Annotated in this window: 16 protein-coding genes and 1 tRNA gene; 13 read left to right on the forward strand and 4 right to left on the reverse strand. The window is 56.9% G+C overall.

What is annotated here, in order from left to right; genetic code table 11:
- Positions 1 to 138: 138 nt before the first annotated feature.
- From HMPREF9163_RS09250 to HMPREF9163_RS09280, 7 genes are all read left to right on the forward strand, one after another.
- On the forward strand, positions 139 to 771 hold the full coding sequence (locus HMPREF9163_RS09250) for a PdaC/SigV domain-containing protein (RefSeq protein WP_009441501.1): 633 nt from the start codon (positions 139 to 141) through the stop codon (positions 769 to 771).
- Positions 772 to 939: 168 nt separating this feature from the next.
- Positions 940 to 1,965, forward strand: a complete 1,026-nt coding sequence (locus tag HMPREF9163_RS09255) for an iron ABC transporter permease (protein ID WP_037346840.1) — start codon at positions 940 to 942, stop codon at positions 1,963 to 1,965.
- Entirely contained in the window at positions 1,962 to 2,735 is a 774-nt protein-coding gene (locus HMPREF9163_RS09260; protein WP_009441503.1) for an ABC transporter ATP-binding protein, read from the forward strand. Before HMPREF9163_RS09255 ends, HMPREF9163_RS09260 begins: the two co-directional genes overlap by 4 nt.
- The gene (locus tag HMPREF9163_RS09265; protein ID WP_009441504.1) at positions 2,732 to 3,775 is read left to right on the forward strand and encodes an ABC transporter substrate-binding protein; all 1,044 of its coding nucleotides are present in this window, start codon (positions 2,732 to 2,734) and stop codon (positions 3,773 to 3,775) included. The genes HMPREF9163_RS09260 and HMPREF9163_RS09265 overlap by 4 nt, the downstream gene beginning before the upstream one ends.
- A 4-nt stretch (positions 3,776 to 3,779) precedes the next feature.
- Positions 3,780 to 5,723 carry a TonB-dependent siderophore receptor gene (locus HMPREF9163_RS09270; protein WP_037346777.1) on the forward strand — a complete coding sequence of 648 codons (1,944 nt, stop codon included), beginning with the start codon at positions 3,780 to 3,782 and terminating at the stop codon, positions 5,721 to 5,723.
- Between the two features lie 362 nt (positions 5,724 to 6,085).
- Positions 6,086 to 6,820: an NAD-dependent protein deacylase gene (locus HMPREF9163_RS09275; protein WP_009441506.1), complete on the forward strand. Its 735-nt coding sequence runs from the start codon at positions 6,086 to 6,088 to the stop codon at positions 6,818 to 6,820.
- 27 nt (positions 6,821 to 6,847) lie between these two features.
- The gene (locus tag HMPREF9163_RS09280; RefSeq protein ID WP_009441507.1) at positions 6,848 to 7,507 is read left to right on the forward strand and encodes a hypothetical protein; all 660 of its coding nucleotides are present in this window, start codon (positions 6,848 to 6,850) and stop codon (positions 7,505 to 7,507) included.
- Positions 7,508 to 7,544: 37 nt separating this feature from the next.
- Here HMPREF9163_RS09280 and HMPREF9163_RS09285 read toward each other — a convergent pair whose 3' ends face one another.
- From HMPREF9163_RS09285 to HMPREF9163_RS09300, 4 genes are all read right to left on the reverse strand, one after another.
- On the reverse strand, positions 7,545 to 8,432 hold the full coding sequence (locus tag HMPREF9163_RS09285; RefSeq protein WP_009441508.1) for a DMT family transporter: 888 nt from the start codon (positions 8,430 to 8,432) through the stop codon (positions 7,545 to 7,547).
- A gap of 125 nt (positions 8,433 to 8,557) precedes the next feature.
- Positions 8,558 to 8,633: transfer RNA gene (locus HMPREF9163_RS09290), tRNA-Thr, on the reverse strand.
- Positions 8,634 to 8,720: 87 nt separating this feature from the next.
- Positions 8,721 to 9,245, reverse strand: coding sequence for a hypothetical protein (locus HMPREF9163_RS09295; protein WP_037346780.1), 525 nt, complete (start codon positions 9,243 to 9,245; stop codon positions 8,721 to 8,723).
- Positions 9,246 to 9,300: 55 nt separating this feature from the next.
- Positions 9,301 to 11,016 carry a cell division protein ZapB gene (locus HMPREF9163_RS09300; protein ID WP_232296691.1) on the reverse strand — a complete coding sequence of 572 codons (1,716 nt, stop codon included), beginning with the start codon at positions 11,014 to 11,016 and terminating at the stop codon, positions 9,301 to 9,303.
- Between the two features lie 169 nt (positions 11,017 to 11,185).
- Here HMPREF9163_RS09300 and HMPREF9163_RS09305 point away from each other — a divergent pair, with 169 nt between their 5' ends.
- The 6 genes from HMPREF9163_RS09305 to HMPREF9163_RS09330 all read left to right on the forward strand — a co-directional run bounded on the left by HMPREF9163_RS09305 (position 11,186) and on the right by HMPREF9163_RS09330 (position 17,076).
- Complete coding sequence (locus HMPREF9163_RS09305; RefSeq protein WP_009441511.1) at positions 11,186 to 12,205, forward strand: hypothetical protein; 1,020 nt, start codon at positions 11,186 to 11,188, stop codon at positions 12,203 to 12,205.
- A 132-nt stretch (positions 12,206 to 12,337) separates the two neighbouring features.
- A complete protein-coding gene (locus tag HMPREF9163_RS09310; protein WP_009441512.1) occupies positions 12,338 to 13,261 on the forward strand; it encodes a DUF3829 domain-containing protein in 924 nt (307 codons plus the stop codon).
- Positions 13,262 to 13,361: 100 nt separating this feature from the next.
- Positions 13,362 to 14,486, forward strand: coding sequence for a hypothetical protein (locus HMPREF9163_RS09315; protein WP_009441513.1), 1,125 nt, complete (start codon positions 13,362 to 13,364; stop codon positions 14,484 to 14,486).
- 330 nt (positions 14,487 to 14,816) lie between these two features.
- Positions 14,817 to 15,485 carry a CsgG/HfaB family protein gene (locus HMPREF9163_RS09320; RefSeq protein WP_009441516.1) on the forward strand — a complete coding sequence of 223 codons (669 nt, stop codon included), beginning with the start codon at positions 14,817 to 14,819 and terminating at the stop codon, positions 15,483 to 15,485.
- 66 nt (positions 15,486 to 15,551) lie between these two features.
- Complete coding sequence (locus tag HMPREF9163_RS09325) at positions 15,552 to 16,442, forward strand: LPP20 family lipoprotein (protein ID WP_009441517.1); 891 nt, start codon at positions 15,552 to 15,554, stop codon at positions 16,440 to 16,442.
- 259 nt (positions 16,443 to 16,701) lie between these two features.
- Positions 16,702 to 17,076, forward strand: coding sequence for a TIGR02328 family protein (locus HMPREF9163_RS09330; RefSeq protein ID WP_037346782.1), 375 nt, complete (start codon positions 16,702 to 16,704; stop codon positions 17,074 to 17,076).
- The last annotated feature ends 363 nt before the right edge of the window (positions 17,077 to 17,439 follow it).

Genomic DNA, 17,439 nt, shown 5'->3' on the forward strand with positions numbered 1-17,439 from the left:
ACGCCATCCTTACGCCCTCCTCCATTCGATCTGCTACACTATCATTCGTCGATAACAATTAAGGAAACGCCGATAAATTCAACCCAATCTGACGGACTTCATTTTGTCAGCGCATCCTTAGAGAACAACGGAGGAACCATGATGAAGAAAACTCTGCGCGCTGCGGCGCTTACCGCGGCAATGACAGCAATGCTCTCCGGTGCGACATTCGCCATGCCGACCGTCACTGACGGACAGGAGACCAGTGAGGGCGCAGTCCTCACCTATCCCATCGTCCAAACCGACGCGGCTGACGCACAGCAGCGCATCAACACTGTGATCGAGGACGATGTAAAGGCGTTGATGCAGGAAATCGATATGGCACGCATGGGCAACAAGAAGACCTCTGCCGAGATGAGCTACAAGATCACAAACAGCAGCGACGACCTGCTCAGCCTGAAGACGGAGCAACTCATCTCCGAAGAGGGCGCGGCACACCCGATGTCCTACACGCACGGCTATCTCTTCCGCCTGTCCGACGGCAAGGCGCTCACCCTCGACGACGTGCAGCAAATGTCAGATCGAAAGGATCATGCCGCCCGCTATACGCTGGACGCGCTGAACCACCGCCTCACGGAGCCGAAGAACGGTGGGCCCGAGGGATATAAGCCGCTTGAAGCCGCCCCCAAGGACATCTACATGGATGTCGACGGCCACATCCACGTACTCATTCAGCGCTATGAGGCCGCCTCCTATGCGGCGGGCGTCCTCGACATCGACCTCGACGCATAACACTTCCCAAACCTCCCATTTCCCGTCTGTACCCGCGCGGTACAGACGGATTTTATTTTGCGAAAGATTTTCATTGACAGCGACTATAAAATGCCGTATTCTCAACATGAATATCATTCGTTTTTAAGAACGTTTCAATGTACTCACAGAAAGGAGCCTACGTTGCCTATCCGCCAACTACTCTCCTCGCCCTTCGCGCTCACCATATTTCTCGTCCTCGCAGCTGTCTGTGCAATATCGGCAGGCAGTGTCTCCGTGCCACCTGCCGATACACTCGCCGTCATCACGGCGAAGCTGGCGGGGAGCGTCCCTGTAGTCGATCCCGCCATCACAGACATCATCTGGTCGCTGCGCGTGCCGCGCGTTCTGCTCGCGATGACAGCGGGAGCGGGACTGGCACTTGCGGGTGTCGTCATGCAGGCGAGTGTGCAGAATCCCCTCGCAGAGCCGTTCATCCTCGGCATTGCCTCGGGCGCATCCGTCGGTGCGACGCTTGCGATCCTCATCGGCTCCGCCGCGATTCCCTTCGGCGTGCCGGGCTGCGCTTTCCTCGGCGCAATCCTCGCCACACTCGCCGTGCTCATGCTCGCAGGGATGCACCGCCGCGTCTCGACGGTGAAGCTCGTGCTCGCGGGTGCGGCGATCAGCGCACTCTGCGTGGCGGCAACGAACTTCATCGTCTACATGGCGGCGGATGCGGAGGGCATGCAGTCGGCGGCGTTCTGGACGATGGGCTCGCTCGCCGATGCAAAGTGGCACAGCCTCTTCCTGCCCGTCCTCATCGTCACGGGGCTCGTCGTTTACTTCCTCTCACAGCTGCGCACACTCGACGTGCTGCTCCTCGGCGAGGAGCTTGCCGTGACGCTCGGCATCGACGCGAGTGCAAAGCGCCGCCTCTACATGGGTCTGCTCGCCCTCCTCACGGGCGTCCTCGTCGCAACCTGCGGCATCATCGGCTTCGTCGGACTCGTCGTCCCGCATCTCGTGCGCTCCTTCACGGGCGCATCGCATCGCCGACTGCTCCCCGCCGCGCTCCTCGTCGGCGCCATCTTCCTCGTTGTCGCCGACCTCCTCGCGCGCACCCTCCTGCCCGCGGGCGATCTGCCCATCGGCATCATCACCGCACTCATCGGCGCGCCGCTCTTCATGAAGCTGCTCTTCGGCAGCAGCGGGAATTTCGGAGGTTCGCGATGAAACCAATCCACATCGAAAATCTGAAATTCCGCATCGGCGCCAAGGAAATCCTCCACGGCATCACCGCAGACCTCCCGACCGACCGCTTTGTCGCACTGCTCGGGCCGAACGGCTGCGGCAAGTCCACCCTGCTCAAGCATCTCTACCGCGTGCACAGGGTACAGGAGGGGCGCGTCACGATGGACGACACCCCACTCGCAGACATTCCGCTGCGCGCGGCGGCGCAGGAGATCGGCGTCATGGGACAGTTCCACGCCGTCGACTTCGATTTCAGCGTCGAGGAGATCGCCCTCATGGGGCGAGCCCCGTACAAGGAGAGCTTTGAGGACGACACGGAGGAGGACTACGCGCTCGTCCACGCCGCACTCGAACGCGTCGGCATGGCGGACGCCGCCGCACGCTCCTTCAACGAACTGTCGGGCGGCGAGCAACAGCGTGTCATGCTCGCACGTGTGCTCGTACAGGAGCCGCAGCTGCTCATCCTCGACGAGCCGACCAACCATCTCGACATCAAATATCAGCTGCATATACTAGAACTGGTCAAGAGCCTCAAGATCGGTGTGATCGCTGCGCTCCACGATCTCAACCTCGCCGCCATGTACGCCGACCTCATTGTCGTCATGAAGGCGGGGCGCATCGAACGCATCGGAACGCCGAATGAGATCATCACGGCGGAAATGCTCGCACACATCTACGGCGTAAATGCGAATGTGTCCTACGACGCTGCGGGGCTGCCACTCGTCGACTACCGTACGGAGCAGCTGCAATGAGCGGCGCACAGCAGAATTCGGGGCGCATCTTGAAACGCATGGGCAACGCCCTGAGGCTCCTGCCCTTTCTCGCGTGCGCTGTACTCGTCCTCGCACTCTCGATGCGAGACGGGCGCGGCACACAGGCGGCAGAGCCAATCACCGAAGGAATCACCTACACGACGGCGGACAGTGAGGGGCGACCGACAGAGTTCACGCTTCCCCGTACGCCTGAGCGCGTGCTCGTCTCCTATCCGGGGGCGACGGAGCTTCTGATCGACCTAGGTCTCACGGATCGCATCATCGGCACGATTGCGCCCTACGGCGCAGAGCCGCCCGCATACGCCGATGCCTATGCCGCGCTCCCGATTCTCGCCGCGCCCTACGTACCGAGCCGCGAGGAGGTCGTCGCTCTGCGTCCCGATCTCATCATCGGCTGGTCGCACCACTTCACGCCTGATGCACTTGGCGATGTGTATGCGTACTTTGATCGCGGCGTCGGCGCCTACATCGTGCCCGCCACCGTGCGCAAGGGACGCCCGACACTCGAGGAGACGGTCTATCCGTTCATTGCGGATATAGGGCATATCTTCGGCGTGGAAGACCGTGCAAAGGACTATACTGCGGGACTTGAGGCACGTGTTGCCGCTGTCGAGCATCGCACCGAGGCGCGTGGGAGGCGTTTCTCCGCGATGATTTTGCAGGCGCACGGGTCGAGCCTTTACAGCATGTACGGCCCCGCCTACATCATCGACGACATCGCGCGCAAGGCGGGCGCGGACAACATTGTCGACCGTCAGATGCGTTCGGTCGGCCCTGAGCGCGTCCTCGGCTTTGCGCCCGATGTCATCATCTACGTCAATCCGAAGGACATCTCGGAGGAGGAGTCGCGAGCAGAGCTGCGCGCCGATCCGAACCTCCAGAATATGAAAGCTGTGCGGAAGAACCGCATCATCGTCGTGAATTTCTCCGACGTGAACAATGGGAACGGGCGCTGCATCACGGCGCTTGAGGATATAGCTGAGGGACTGGATGCCCTCATGGATGAAAAGGAAGGGTAATGGAATGAACAAAAGGATTTTGAGCGGACTCGTCGCGACTGCGCTGACCGTCGGGACAGGCTATGCGCTCCCCGTGAGCGCCGCAGAGGCGACGGATGATGCGGTGCAGACCTATGTGCTGGATGACATCGTTGTCACGGCGAGCCGCAGTGAGACCGCAATCAGCGACGTGCCCGCGGATGTCACGCTGATCTCAGAGGCGGACATCGAGCGCGGCAACTACAAGAGCGTCTCCGATGCGCTCAAGGGCGCGAACATCAACGTCGTGCAGAAGGGCTTTGCCGCCTATCCCGTCATCAACGGCGACTCGCGCGTGCTCGTCATGGTCGACGGCAAAAAGGTCAACTGGGATCATCTCGTCGTCAGTGGCGACACAAATGCCGTCGATGTCGATCAGATTGCGATCGGCGACGTGGAGCGTATTGAGATCGTGCGCGGACCGAACTCCGCCCTTTACGGTGAGCGCGCCGTCTCGGGCGTCATCAACATCATCACAAAGCGCCCGACGGCAGGAAAGCCCTCCGGCTCCATCAATCTGCAGCTTGGCTCGTGGGGCGAAAAGCGTGCGGGGGTGAATATCAGCGGCGGCGACGGGAAGAATAGCATCAAGGTCGGCGTCGCGCACGAGCGCCGCAGGGACTTCCAATATAAGAACGCCTACGGCGAAAAGCGCACCTTCGAGAACAGCGACATCAACCGCACGGACTACAATGTCGGCTTTGACCGCATCCTCGGCAGCGACCGCCTGCGCCTCGAGTTCAGCCGTCATGAGGGAGATGACGGCTACGGTGTGAGCCTGAAAAATCCAAGGACAGGCGCATCTTCGTATCAGGGACGCAAAAATATTGTCGATACGGGTTACGGTATCACCTATATGTTCGGCTCGGAGAAGGAAGGTGAGGGCACATTCCTGCGCTTCTATCGCAACGAGGCAAAGTCAGACGGCGGTTTTAATTCCCAGTACGACCATCACCTACGGCGCAACGCGTTCGAGGGGCAAAAACTCTGGATGCTCGGCGACAAGAATATGCTCATCGGCGGCTTCCTCTGGTCGCAGGAGAAAATCCACGAGATGAGTGGCTATATCCCGATGGATGCGTCTGCCGTCACAAAGGCACTCTTCCTCGAGGACGATTGGCAGCTCGGGCGCGGTTACTCGCTGAAGCTCGGCTCGCGCCTCGAACATCACAACGACTTCGGCACCGATGTCACCTCGCACATCAGCCTCAACAAGAAGCTGAATCGCGGCACGCACGCCTATATCTCCTTCGGGCAGGCAGTCAACAATCCATCGCTCAAGATGCGTTACGCCGACTCCCCCTATTGGGTGGGCAGGGAAGATCTGAAGCAGGAGCGCTCCCATACCTTTACCATCGGTGCAGACAGTCAGATCACGCGCAAGTGGACCGTCTCGGGCAGCCTCTACTGGAGCAAGGTAAAGGATGCGCTTCGCTGGGTGAACGGCTACACGGATCCTATGACCTTGGTCTATGTGCGCGGCTACTATAAAAACGTCCAGACCGAAGATCGTCGGGGACTCGAACTCAGTACACGCTACCGTGCCGATGATCACTGGACGGTGCGTGCGGCATACAGCTTTGCACACATTGACTCCACCGATCCCGAAAAGGGCTTCCTCTCCTCGAATACGCGTCCAAACGGCTATAACCTCGGCATCTCCTACACGCAGGGGAAATGGGATGCAGACCTCGATCTGAACTATGTGACGGGACGCAGCGCGGCGCGCTTCACGGATTCCCGCTACCTGACGCTTGACCTCGGCGTGAACTATCACATCTCGAAGGAATTCAAGGTCTATCTCAAGGGCATCAATCTCACCGATGAAAGCTACGAGTCCATTGGTGTCACGCCATCCGCATGGACAAGCATGGGTGCCTACGCCATGCCGAGCCGCCACTTCATCCTCGGCGGAACGTACAATTTCTGATTTCTCCCATCGCACGCAAAAACGGAGCAGATCATCGTCTGCTCCGTTTTGTGCTTCCCCATAACGAATCTATGTGCTATAATGAATCCAGCGACTGGTGAATGACGGTTTACTCCCTTTGTGGGGGTGATGTGCGTGACGCTTTTTGAAAAGCTATCGCTTCTGATTGCGGCGGCAACGCTCGTAGTCAACATCATATTTCTGATGAAGTAACAGAAAAAAGAACCGTACGCGCGGTTCACGTCGGCTCTTTCTTCAAAGACCTAAAATCTTCAGGGAGAGACCGGCGGATCCAATCACCAGTCGTCCTTTTGTATTGTCATTATATCGATTCACGAAAAAGTTGTCAAGGGAGGTATACGATGGACAAGATTGCAAGACTCAGAGAAATCCTCACGGAGAGCCGCCGCGCGGTGTTCTTCGGCGGGGCGGGCATGTCGACCGAGTCGGGCATCCCCGACTTTCGCAGCGCGGGCGGCATCTACAGCGAGACGCTGCACCGCGAGTTCTCCCCCGAGCAGATGGCATCGCATAGCTTCCTCATGGCACATCCCGCCGAGTTCTTCGACTTCTATCGGCGGCGCTTCGTCTACCTCGCCGCAGAGCCGAATCCGGGACACTATGCGCTCGCACAGCTCGAGCGGCAGGGGCATCTCGCGGCAGTCGTGACGCAGAACATCGACGGGCTGCATCAGGCGGCGGGGTCAAAGATAGTCTATGAGCTGCACGGCTCGATTCGCCGCGCGCACTGCACGGACTGCGGCGCACACTACGAACTCGACTATATCCTGCACCATCGCCCCATCCCGCACTGCTCCTGCGGCGGCATCGTCCGCCCCGATGTCGTACTATATGAAGAAAGTCTCGACACTGCAACCATCGAGGGCGCTGTCGCCGCAATCCGCGCGGCGGACACGCTCATCATCGGCGGCACGTCCCTCGTCGTCTACCCTGCGGCGGGACTGATCGACTACTTCCGCAGCGCGCATCTCATCCTCATCAACCGCACTGAAACACGTGCAGACAGCCGTGCCGAGCTCGTCATCCGCGAGCCGATCGGCGATGTGCTGCACGCGGCTCTGCCGCAACATGACTAAGATCGCCATAGAGAAAGGAATCCGCAAATGTTCCGACAAATAACGGCACTATGCCTTGCACTCCTCAGTCTTTTGGTCTGCGCTGCGGCACAGGCGAAAATCCAGTCATACGCCAGTGCAGAGTCAACACCGGATGAGGTGCGTCATCTCCCTGCACCGACCATCCCCGTTATGTCCGTCAAAATTGGCGAATTCCACGACCGCGGCTCTGTCCTAACGATGGACATCCCCTCGACGGACACGCCGTTTGCCAAATCTACGGTACGCACAGGGGGCACTCTCTTTGTCAGCAATCAATTTGCCAACTACTACAAGACACCGCTCGCCATGACGATGATGCTCCTGCATTTTCCCGCAAAGGACGCCCCGCAGACAAAGCCAATCAACCAGAGCCTTGACGAGATGGTCGACGGATTCATCGACACTGTTATGACATCTCCAAAGGGAGGCAAGAAGGAAGTGCGCCGCAACGAGGCTCTGCTGCAAAACGGTTTTCCCGCACGGCGACTCACAGTATGGTACGCTCTTGAGGACGGGAGGGAAATGATCGGAGAGGTTCTTTTTCTCTCCAATCAGGACGACGTATGGAGCATCCAGATTATCTACGACACAAGTGATCCAATCATCCCCTACCACGCAGAGAGCCTTCTGGACAGTGCAGTAATCGGTACGGATGCGGAGGAGTAATCCCTGCCCCTTGTCGAAGGCCGCCTGCATGGAGGTTTTACCTCGTGTTCCCGCCCCGCCGCACGTTCTGCAACAGGATCCCGCCCATGATGAGCACGAGCGCGAGGAGCGCGGCGCGGGACATCTCCTCACCAAGTGCAACGGCGGAGACGACGAGCGAGAGGAGCGGAACGAAGTAGGCGAGGTTCGCGACCATCGCCGCATTCTGCGCCTGCTGCAGTGCCATTGCCCACCAGAGGTAGCCAACGGCGTTGACGAAGATGCCGAACCAGAGCAGCCCACCCCACTGCATGAGCGACGGCGTCACCCACACCTCCACAGTGAGCATCACAGGCAGTGCACACAGCGCCGTCACGCCCCACGCGACAACCATCATGACGACCTGATCGACATTCCGTTTCTTGTTCAGCACAGAGAAGAGTCCGTAGCAGACTGCAGCGAGCACACATGCCGCGCCGCCGAGAAAAGCATTCCCCTCCGCATGCCCCTCCCCGCCGAGCGTCAGCACCACCACGTCCGAGAACGAGAGCAGCAGCGCCACGGCTGTGCGCACGGTAATCCGTTCACCGAGAAGCAGCGCCGAGAAGAGCACAATCATCATCGGCCAGAGATAGTTCAGAATGCACGCCTCCTGCGAGGAGAGCTGCGTCAGCCCGTAGAAGTAGAGCGAGAGATAGAGGAAGAGCCCGAGAAAGCCCAGCCCCGCCATCACCAGATAGCCACGGTAATCATAGGTGCGAAAGATATGCGCACCGCCGCGCACAATCTGAACGATGAGCAGGAAGAGACTCGCGGCGAGACTGCTCAGAAAGAGCGCCTCGAACGTCGGAATCGCTGTGAGAATGCTCTTTGCCACCGATGCCAGCGTCGACCAGATCACAACCGCGCTGACTGCATAGAAATAGACGAGCCTTTGCCCTTGCATGTTACAAACACCTCATGCATGAATCGCCCATCTCCTGCTCCCTATTTCTCTATGCATGTCCATTTTCCTTCCTTTTCAGAAAATAAAAACGGCTCCCGATCTCTCGGAAGCCGTTTGCGTTCAAATGGAGCTGATTATAGGACTTGAACCTACGACCTGCTCATTACGAATGAGCTGCTCTACCAACTGAGCTAAATCAGCATACCGCCTCACAGGCGATAGTGGAATTATAACCGAGCGGGGCGCTCCTGTCAACCCCGCGGGAGAAAAATTTTCATCCTGCGCGCCTCACGGAATCCGCGCGTAGAAATCGTCGTTAAAAACCATAACCTCGCGCTTCAGAAACTTGTCATAAAAGGGCATACTCCCATAGAAGCGCATATTGTAGGCGAGCGCAAACGCGATCTCGCCCGCAGTCATGGAGATGCCCGTCTCTGCCCACGAGCCCGTCGGAGGAAGGAACCGCCAATCATCGGCTCCGCCCTTCCCCACGTACATTTTCCGCAGATCCCAATTATAGAAGAAGCGCATTGTCCGCACTTCCTTGATCCTGCCCTTACCGCCGCTGTAAAAGTCGCGCTCATCACCAACGGCGCTGTCCGCCGTAACGACATTCACCGCGATGATGTACTGCGGCGGCTCGTACTTTTGCACAACGAGCGAGGTTCGGTCAACATACCATGCGACTCCCATATGCCCGTCGCACAGGATGAGATTGCGGTCACCGTTCAGATACGTCGGATAGTTTGCAAATGCCACTCCCGAGAGTATAAATACGCAGAGGCCAACCACCAGTGCAAAAAATCGTTTCATCAAGATACCTCCATTCCAGCCCTTCAAAAAGATCGACATGGGACAGACACCTCCCCTACTTCTTGGAATGTGCAATAATCGAGAACATGATCTGAATCGGCGGCTCGTAGAACATCTTCATCAAGTCATGATAGCAGCGCTCATCACAGCCCTCCTTCACTGCCTCGTCACCATGCGCAAGTCCGTTGCGGAGTTTGACGACGGTGTATTTCTTCGTACCCAACCGATATTTCTCAACGGCATCGCAGATGCTGCAGAACGCCTCTCTGTCCTTCCCGAGAAACTGTGCAAAGGCTGCAACAACCGCACTGTCACGCTTGGACTGCTGAGACAGAATCGCCTTTTTGATAAAGGGGATATTGCCGAGCGTCGGATGACGATCGATCTCCGCGAGCGCTCGATGAACATCCAACAAATTCTTGTTGGGACAGAACTTATTCTTGATTCTCTTGAATGCCGCGCTATTCTTGAACGGCTCGAAGAAGTTGCGCTTCATCTCACGCTCTAGGCTGCTGACAAAGACGAGCGCCGCCAGATCCGGCGTCTTCATCTTCTCGTAGAGGGCGAGAGAGGTTCTGATGTCCTTCTGCGTTGCCGGAGAAAAGCGCTCCCAGATATCTGCGAGCCGATACGCATCCTGGTCAAAGCTGATGTCCTCCGGCATGAAGGTGTAAATCCGCTTCAGAATTGCGTCGATTTTTTCATCGTCCGTCCGTGTATGATCTTCCTGCAGATCCTCAATCTGCACACGCAGCGTCTCATAGTTCTTTTGCAGGGTCTCGTAGTCTTTTTTCAACTGATAGTTCTCATGCTCCAGCCCGGCAATCCGATCCTGTAGGAGCGTGTCCTGTTCGTCATCGAAGTGGACAATCGCATTTTTCAGCCACAGGGCAATTTCGGCTTCAAGGGACATTTTTTCCGTCAGTGCCGCCGATAGGACGAACTCGCTCAGCAAATCCACCAGATCATGTTTTAACTTTCTGGCCTCAACCGTTTCTGAGTGATGTGCAGCATGTATGGCATAGGCGGCCCATTTGAACAGGATGGGCTCAAAGGTCGTCCCACGTACTTTTGAGTGAGCAAACCACTCTTTTCCATATTTCTGATATACTGTCCCAACACAATCATAAAATCGAAATTCATAGAGTTGCTCTATTACATCATGGAAGCACCACAAATACCACATCATGTTTGTGCGGTCATCCGAGAGCGCACATGCAGCCTGTGCCTGGAGCTTTGTATAGGTATATAGCTCCAAGAGACCATAGTCTCTTGGAAATGAATGAACGCCACTTAGATCGGGTGTATAGTCCCCCTCCCACTCATATACTTTAACCCCATCTTCTTCATATAGAAATTTTCGGTCTTGAAAGCTCCCGCTTCTATGTACTATCTTACGGTTATATTCCTCAAAAAATTTATTTCGTAGAACCTCCTCCATCTTTTCTACATCAAAATCCATCCATGCCTCGTTATTGCTTTGACTGTTGTTCTTGAACAAACTATCTGCAATAGATTGTATAATAAAGTCGTCGATATCCTCTGCATTGACGAGCTTAGGATACTTATCTTTGCTTTTTGAAAATTCGTTGTCAAGAAATGCATCCAGCTCATCGGGATCATTCCGCTCGGCAATGCCATGATAGAATGCTATCATCTCCAGCAAGTTTTTAAAAGGATTGATTTTTACATCAGTACCAATGCAAACAAATTCCCCATTTTCCACGAAATTATAGTGTTCCATCTCTACTTTTGCCATCGATGTGCTCATTGATATTTTCCTCCGATCATCAATGTAGTATATCCAGATAAATTCTGCTCACGATGGAAAAACACCTGCTGCATATAAAATTTTTCAGCACAAAATTCAACACGTACCTAATCCCTCTTTCACTGCACTTTAATCACATTTTGGAACAATACAGGCGGGAGTGAATGCAATGTTACAACAAATTCTGTGCGCCGCCATCTGCGCGCTCTTCCTCATCATCCCTGCGGGTGCGCTCGCCGCGCCCGAGATCATCGAGACGGACGGCATCTATATGATGGGTGACAACGATACACCGAAATCTGCGCGCGATGCCGCGCGAAACGAAGCCATGCGCGCAGCGACGGAGCGCGCAGGCGTCTACATCGAGAGTGTGAGCGAGGTGCAGGACTATGCGCTGACGCGCGACGAGATCCGCACGGTCGCCGCCGCCGTCCTGCGCGTGCTCGACGAACAGGTAACGCCCGAGCTCGTCGGCGATGCGTGGCGCTATCGCGTCCACCTTGTCTGCTCTGTGGATACCGATGGGATCGACCTCGCCGCACTCGCGCGGGACAAGGCGGAGCTGGCGCGCCTGACGCGGGAGCGCGACGCCCTGCAGCGCGAGAACAACGATCTGCGCAGCCGCCCGACGATGCCGCGCGGCGCAGTCCTTATCCCGCCCGCCCCCGTCTATGGCGAGACGGGCGGCGTTTCTGTGCCCGTCTATGGAGAGGAGCCGCGCTCCCATGAGCCCACTCCCACCCCGACCATCTTCGCGGATGTGGAGGCGATGATCATGCGCGGAGAATACGCACACGCCGTCGCCGACCTCTCCCTGCTGCTGCAGGATCCGAGTGTCACGGGTGACGCGCGCGCCTACGCCTACCTTCTGCGCGGACGCGCCTACTACGACCAACGGAGCCCACGCCTCGCACGCGCGGACTTCGACGCAGCGGAGCGCACGCCGCACACGAACGGCACGTACCCGATCTGGCGCCTCTACGAATACCGCGGGCTGATCGCGTACGATGCGGGACGCTGGGAGGATGCCGTCAGCGACCTCATGAGCGCGTGGGATGCCTCGGACAAGACGGACGATACGCTGTGGATGCGCCTGCGCCGCGCCGAGCGCAGAGCCGAGCAGGAGCGCCGCCATCGCGTGCACGGGGACGGCGGCGCGCACAGCTGGGGCGTCGTGGTCGTTCCGTAGGCAGCGAAACGGCAAACACACTGCAGAGCCTTTTGTCCTGCTTTGACAAGCGCCAGCCCCTTCCGCTATACTTTGCTAGGTGCGGGGCACATCGCCCCGTTTGTTTTATGGCCTATATTAAGGAGGATTCACATGTTTCATCCCATGCGTCGTACACTCTCCATCCTCGCCGTCGGCGGTCTCCTCTGTGCACCTGCCGTGCTCCTTACGGGCTGCTTTGGCAGCGATGAGAGCAAGGGCGAAGACCCCGCCGCAGCTGTGAGTGCACTGCTCGGCGGCAGCACGACCGAGGACAAGGTGGATGCCATCTCGCCCTACCTCGACGCGACGAACGACTACAACCGCCACATCGTCACGTTCGACTACGCCCTCACGCCCTCGCTCGAGGATATGCGCAGCGGCAAGCGCATGACCTACGTCTCCCTCCCACATTTCAGTGAGCTGAAAAAAGCGCTCGAGGAAGCACGCGCGAACCCGAAGACGGCGGGCGTCTACAAGGACATCGACGCAGAGGCGGACGCCGTGCTTGCAATCCTCAAGGATCTCGCCCCGCTCTCAGAGAAGATGGAGTCCTACTACTCCTCCAAGGGATATTTGGCGGACGACTATGCGGCAGGTACGCAGATGATCGCGCAGTACCTCCCGCTCTATGACGCATTCGAGCCTGCGTATGACAAGTTCGACGCCGCCGTCACGACACATTTCAAGGAAGTGCAGCTCGCCCGCCTCGAGGATATGCGCAAGGAGGGGCGAGTGAACGCGGCAGCATTCCTCGAGCTGAACATGAAGGTGCGTGAGCTCGCGGACATGCTCGATCAGGAGCAGATCGATAACGCCGCTGCCGAGGCGAAGATCGCCGAGATCAACGCGCTCGTCCCGAAGGTGCCGGACATCCCCTCGCTCGCCACGTACAAGTCGAGCCTCAACCGCTTCATCGGCACGTTCCGCAGCTATGTCGCAGGGCAGGAAGACGGCAACGAGGTCGTGGACGACTTCAACGACTTCGTGCGCTCCTCCTCGAACCTCGATCTCGCCGAGCTGGACAAGAAGAAGTAATATGACTTCTCCCCCTATACGCGCGGGAAAATTTATGGTATGATGAGAATGCAGAAAACACGCGCATTTCTTTGATCAAAGAAAGGAGCGTTTTATCGTTATGAAGAAAATTCTCATCGCGCTTTTCCTCTGCATGGCGATTGCACAGACTGCGCTCGCACAGACCGTCACCGTTGACGGCGTGGGCGTCGACCGCGACTCCGCCATGCGCGACGCTGCACGCACTGCCGTGGAGCAGGTCGCGGGCATGTATATCAACTCCAATACCGTTGTCTCGAACACCGCCGTGGAGCTGGATGAGATCCTCTCCCACGCGCAGGGCTACGTTCAGAACATCCAGGTCATCAGCGAGTCCAACGTGGGCGGCGAGTACCGCGTCCGCGCAAACGTCGACGTGAACACCGATGCGAACTCAGCGTTCATGAAGCGTCTCGATGCCGTCATGCGCCTCAATGATCCGCGCATCGGCGTCGTCATTCTCTCCGACGATTCGGATCTCGACAACAACTACAACGGCCTCCCCGGTCATGACACGATCCTCGAGACTGCACTCAACGAGCGTCTGCTCGAGGTCGGCTTCAAGCACGTCGTCGACGTGAACCTCGTCTCGCAGCTGCAGGACTCTGCCGTGCTGAACGCCATGTACCGCGGCGACAGCCTCCTCCCATACGGTACGAGCAGTTCTGACCGCCCGATCGACTACCTCGTCATCGGACGCAGCCACGCAGAGGGCTATGATATCAAGCTCCCGAACAACAAGGGCGGCTACATCACGTCGCCCATGTCCTCGGCGCGTACCCATCTCGACCTCAAGATCATCTCGTTCGGCACAGGCACAATCATCGGCACCTACTCCGTCGATGGTCAGGGCGTCGAGAACAGTGAAAACCTCGCGCGCCGCAAGTCGCGTCAGACGGCAGCCGTCAAGGCGGCAGAGAAGCTCGAGCAGCAGTTCCTGAAGGCAGCGGCGAGCGCCTTCTCCGGCATCCAGCTCACCGTCCGCGCAAGCGATTTCTCGCTCGTCGAGCAGCTCGTCAAGGAGCTGAAGGGTCTGCGCGGGGTACAGGATGTCTACGTGCGCGGCACGAATGCGGGCAAGACGACCATCGACATCGCCTCCTCGCAGCAGCCGTTCACCATCCTTCAGATGCTCCAACGCGACACCAGCCTCTCCATCTTCGTCGAGAGCACCAGCGCAAGCGAAATCAAGATTACCCTCCGCTGAGGAGAATCTACCGTCCACATGAAGTAGAACTTCATGTGGACGGTTTTTAATTTTTTTGAAAAAATTTTTCCACCTCCTAAGTCCGCTGCAATCCCCGTAAGCCGCGCGAATCCCGTCATTTCACGGAACTATTCAGAAAACAGGACTTTTTAACCTGTCATATACTACAGTTCCCATTTCTTTTCATTTATGTTAAAATATGAGACGACATATCCATGTCATCATCCATGCACCCACGGTGGGCAGTGCGCGTGTTTTCTGCCCCCATCGACCTCCGCCCGTCCGCGCGGTGCACGCAGGGAGCCATTGGATCATTTAAGGAGGAATTGTATGTTTAGAAAAATGATGGGCATCCTTGTCCTTCTCGGAGGCCTGATGGTGGGCTCCGTCTGTCAGGCGGGACTCTACGACAACCCCACTGTGGCAATCATGCCCTTCCAGAACAAGGTGCCATACCAGTGGGACGGATTCGGCGACCGCGCGGGCATCGCAACCGAGGAGCTTACCGCCCTCATCACTGACCGCCCCGATGTCTTCCAGGTCATCGAGCGTATCGAGCTGCAGGGACTCGTGGATGAGCAGAGCCTCGGTATGACCGGTCTCGTTAACCCGGATACCGCCGTCGAGGTCGGCAACCTCAGCGGCGCGGAGTACAAGATCTTCGGCGCCGTCACGAACCTCTCGGCAAAAAGCAATACGATGGCACTCGGCGCACTCCTCGGTGGCATGGTTGGCAGTCAGGATAGCGTTACCGCGAACGTCACAATCCGCATCGTCGAGGTCTCCACGGGACGCGTCGTCCTCGTCGGACAGGGCAAGGGCACCTCGAAGCACGTCTCTGCGGGCGCTGCCACGGACGGCGGTATCATCATGGTCGGCTCGACAGGCAGCAGCGAAGAGATGGCGTTCAACGCCGTCTCCAAGGCGACCAAGGACGCTGTGAACGGCAAAGAGGGCATCTTTACGAAGATGGGCGTCAACAAGGGAAAGAAGCATTAATTTGACGGATTCCACGGGATCTGTCTCCCCAGAACTTTTCCGATTCAATTCAAAGGAGCGACGACTATGAAGAACCTGAAGAAAAAGGCGCTCGTCAGCGCCATGGCAGGCGTGTTCGCCCTGAGCGCAGGCTTTGCGGCAACGCCGGACACCCTCCTCCCCTCCATCTCCCTCATGCAGTCCGCCCATGCGGCAGCCATGTGGGACGAGGGCACGATCACAGCAGAGGGCTTCGGCACGCCGCCGACCGGCGTATACGGCTCGCGTGCAAACATCATGGCGCGCCGTGCGGCAATCGTGGATGCACAGCGCAACCTTGCCGAGCAGATCAATGGCGTGCAGGTGGACGCTGAGACCACCGTCGAGAACTTCGTCACAACCAGCGATGTCGTGAAGACCAAGGTCAGCGCACTCGTCAAGGGCGCGACGGTCGTTGAAGAGCAGCTCATGCCCGACGGCAGCTACCACGTGGTCATGTCCATGCCGATGTACGGCACGCAGGGACTCTCCTCCGCGATCATGCCCGCCATCCGTCAGAACACGCCGCCCACCCCGCCTCCGCCGGTCATCTCCGCCACCATCACCGCGCAGATCCAGACCAGCGGCGTAGGCTATACGGGCGTCATCGTGGATGCGTCCGGCATGGGGCTCAAGCCCAGCTTCTCCCCCGTCATCTATGACACGAATGGCCGCGCCATCTACGGCGTCAGCAACATCAACTACGATCAGGCGATCTCGCAGGGCATGGTTGGTTACTCCAGCAGTCTCTCCTCCGCGCAGACCCTCCCGCGCATTGGTGGCAGCCCGCTCGTCGTCAAGGCAGTGCAGGTGCGTGGCGGCAACAACTCCACGAACCCTGTCAACGTCGTTGTCTCCGTTGACGATGGCGACCGCATCCTCGCAGCAAACGCGCAGAGCCAGATGCTCATGAACGGCTCCGTCGTCTTTGTCCGCTGATCCGCAAGAACGACAGATACGAAACTCCCGAGGGCAGCCTCGGGAGTTTTTGCGTTATGAATCTTGGGAATCGCTGATAAAATAGACCCTCAGATTGGCGTAGATTTTTTCGTCCGAACAAGGAGGCAAACCGGACGCATAGCCAAAGCTATGTGGAGGATCGCGGGCACAGTGCGGGCAAAAAAAATGCGTCAATCTGACGGACTTCATTTTATCAGCGATTCCTTAGAAAAATCAACTTTGTTAACAGGAGAACAATATGAGACTATGGCATGAAAAACTTATCCACTTATTGCCCAAAAATCAGCTTCTTGGACAACATAGGGAATGTTGTGCTCTGAGGGGCAATGGATGGAAAAAGAAACATAAAACTGTGGACTATGTGTTTACATATTCCCCGTATCATCTTTTTATTTACCATGTATTGGTTATGGAGGAGATGGAAAAAAGAGGATATAATGTTTCTGCGGAATGGAAAGATAAAAATTATAGAGGAAAGACAGCAGAAAAGTACGATAATCTTAAAGAGGAAATTATAGGCAGTCCAATTTACAAAGAGCATAATATTGAATATCTGGCTGATTGCATAGAAAATTTAAGAGATAAAGGGATACATTTAGTTGTGGAGGAGTAGATTGATATAAAAATAAAAGAAGTTGAAGATAAACTGGAAAAGGGAGCTGTATCAAGAGAAATATTATATGACTCAAACTTCGCAGACAAATAACATACTGTAATCCTTGAAATATAGAAGCGGTACGACTTCTCATGGTACTATTTGTCGCACGACTGCAAGAGTGGAGGCTTCTCTGGCTGAGGGATAGGTACAAGAACTGCTGCAAGGCTTTCTGGCGGAACTGCCGATGCTGTTGGCACAAAACCTGCAAAATGTGCATAGACGGGTATTTTTCGCCTGGAGAGCCAGAGCTTTCAAGGCTCGACGTATATTTTTGATGTGCGAAGTTTAAGGAATCGCTGATAAAATGAAGTCCGTCAG

Origin of the sequence: Selenomonas sp. oral taxon 138 str. F0429, from assembly GCF_000318175.2 — a bacterium.
GTDB lineage: Bacteria > Bacillota > Negativicutes > Selenomonadales > Selenomonadaceae > Centipeda > Centipeda timonae.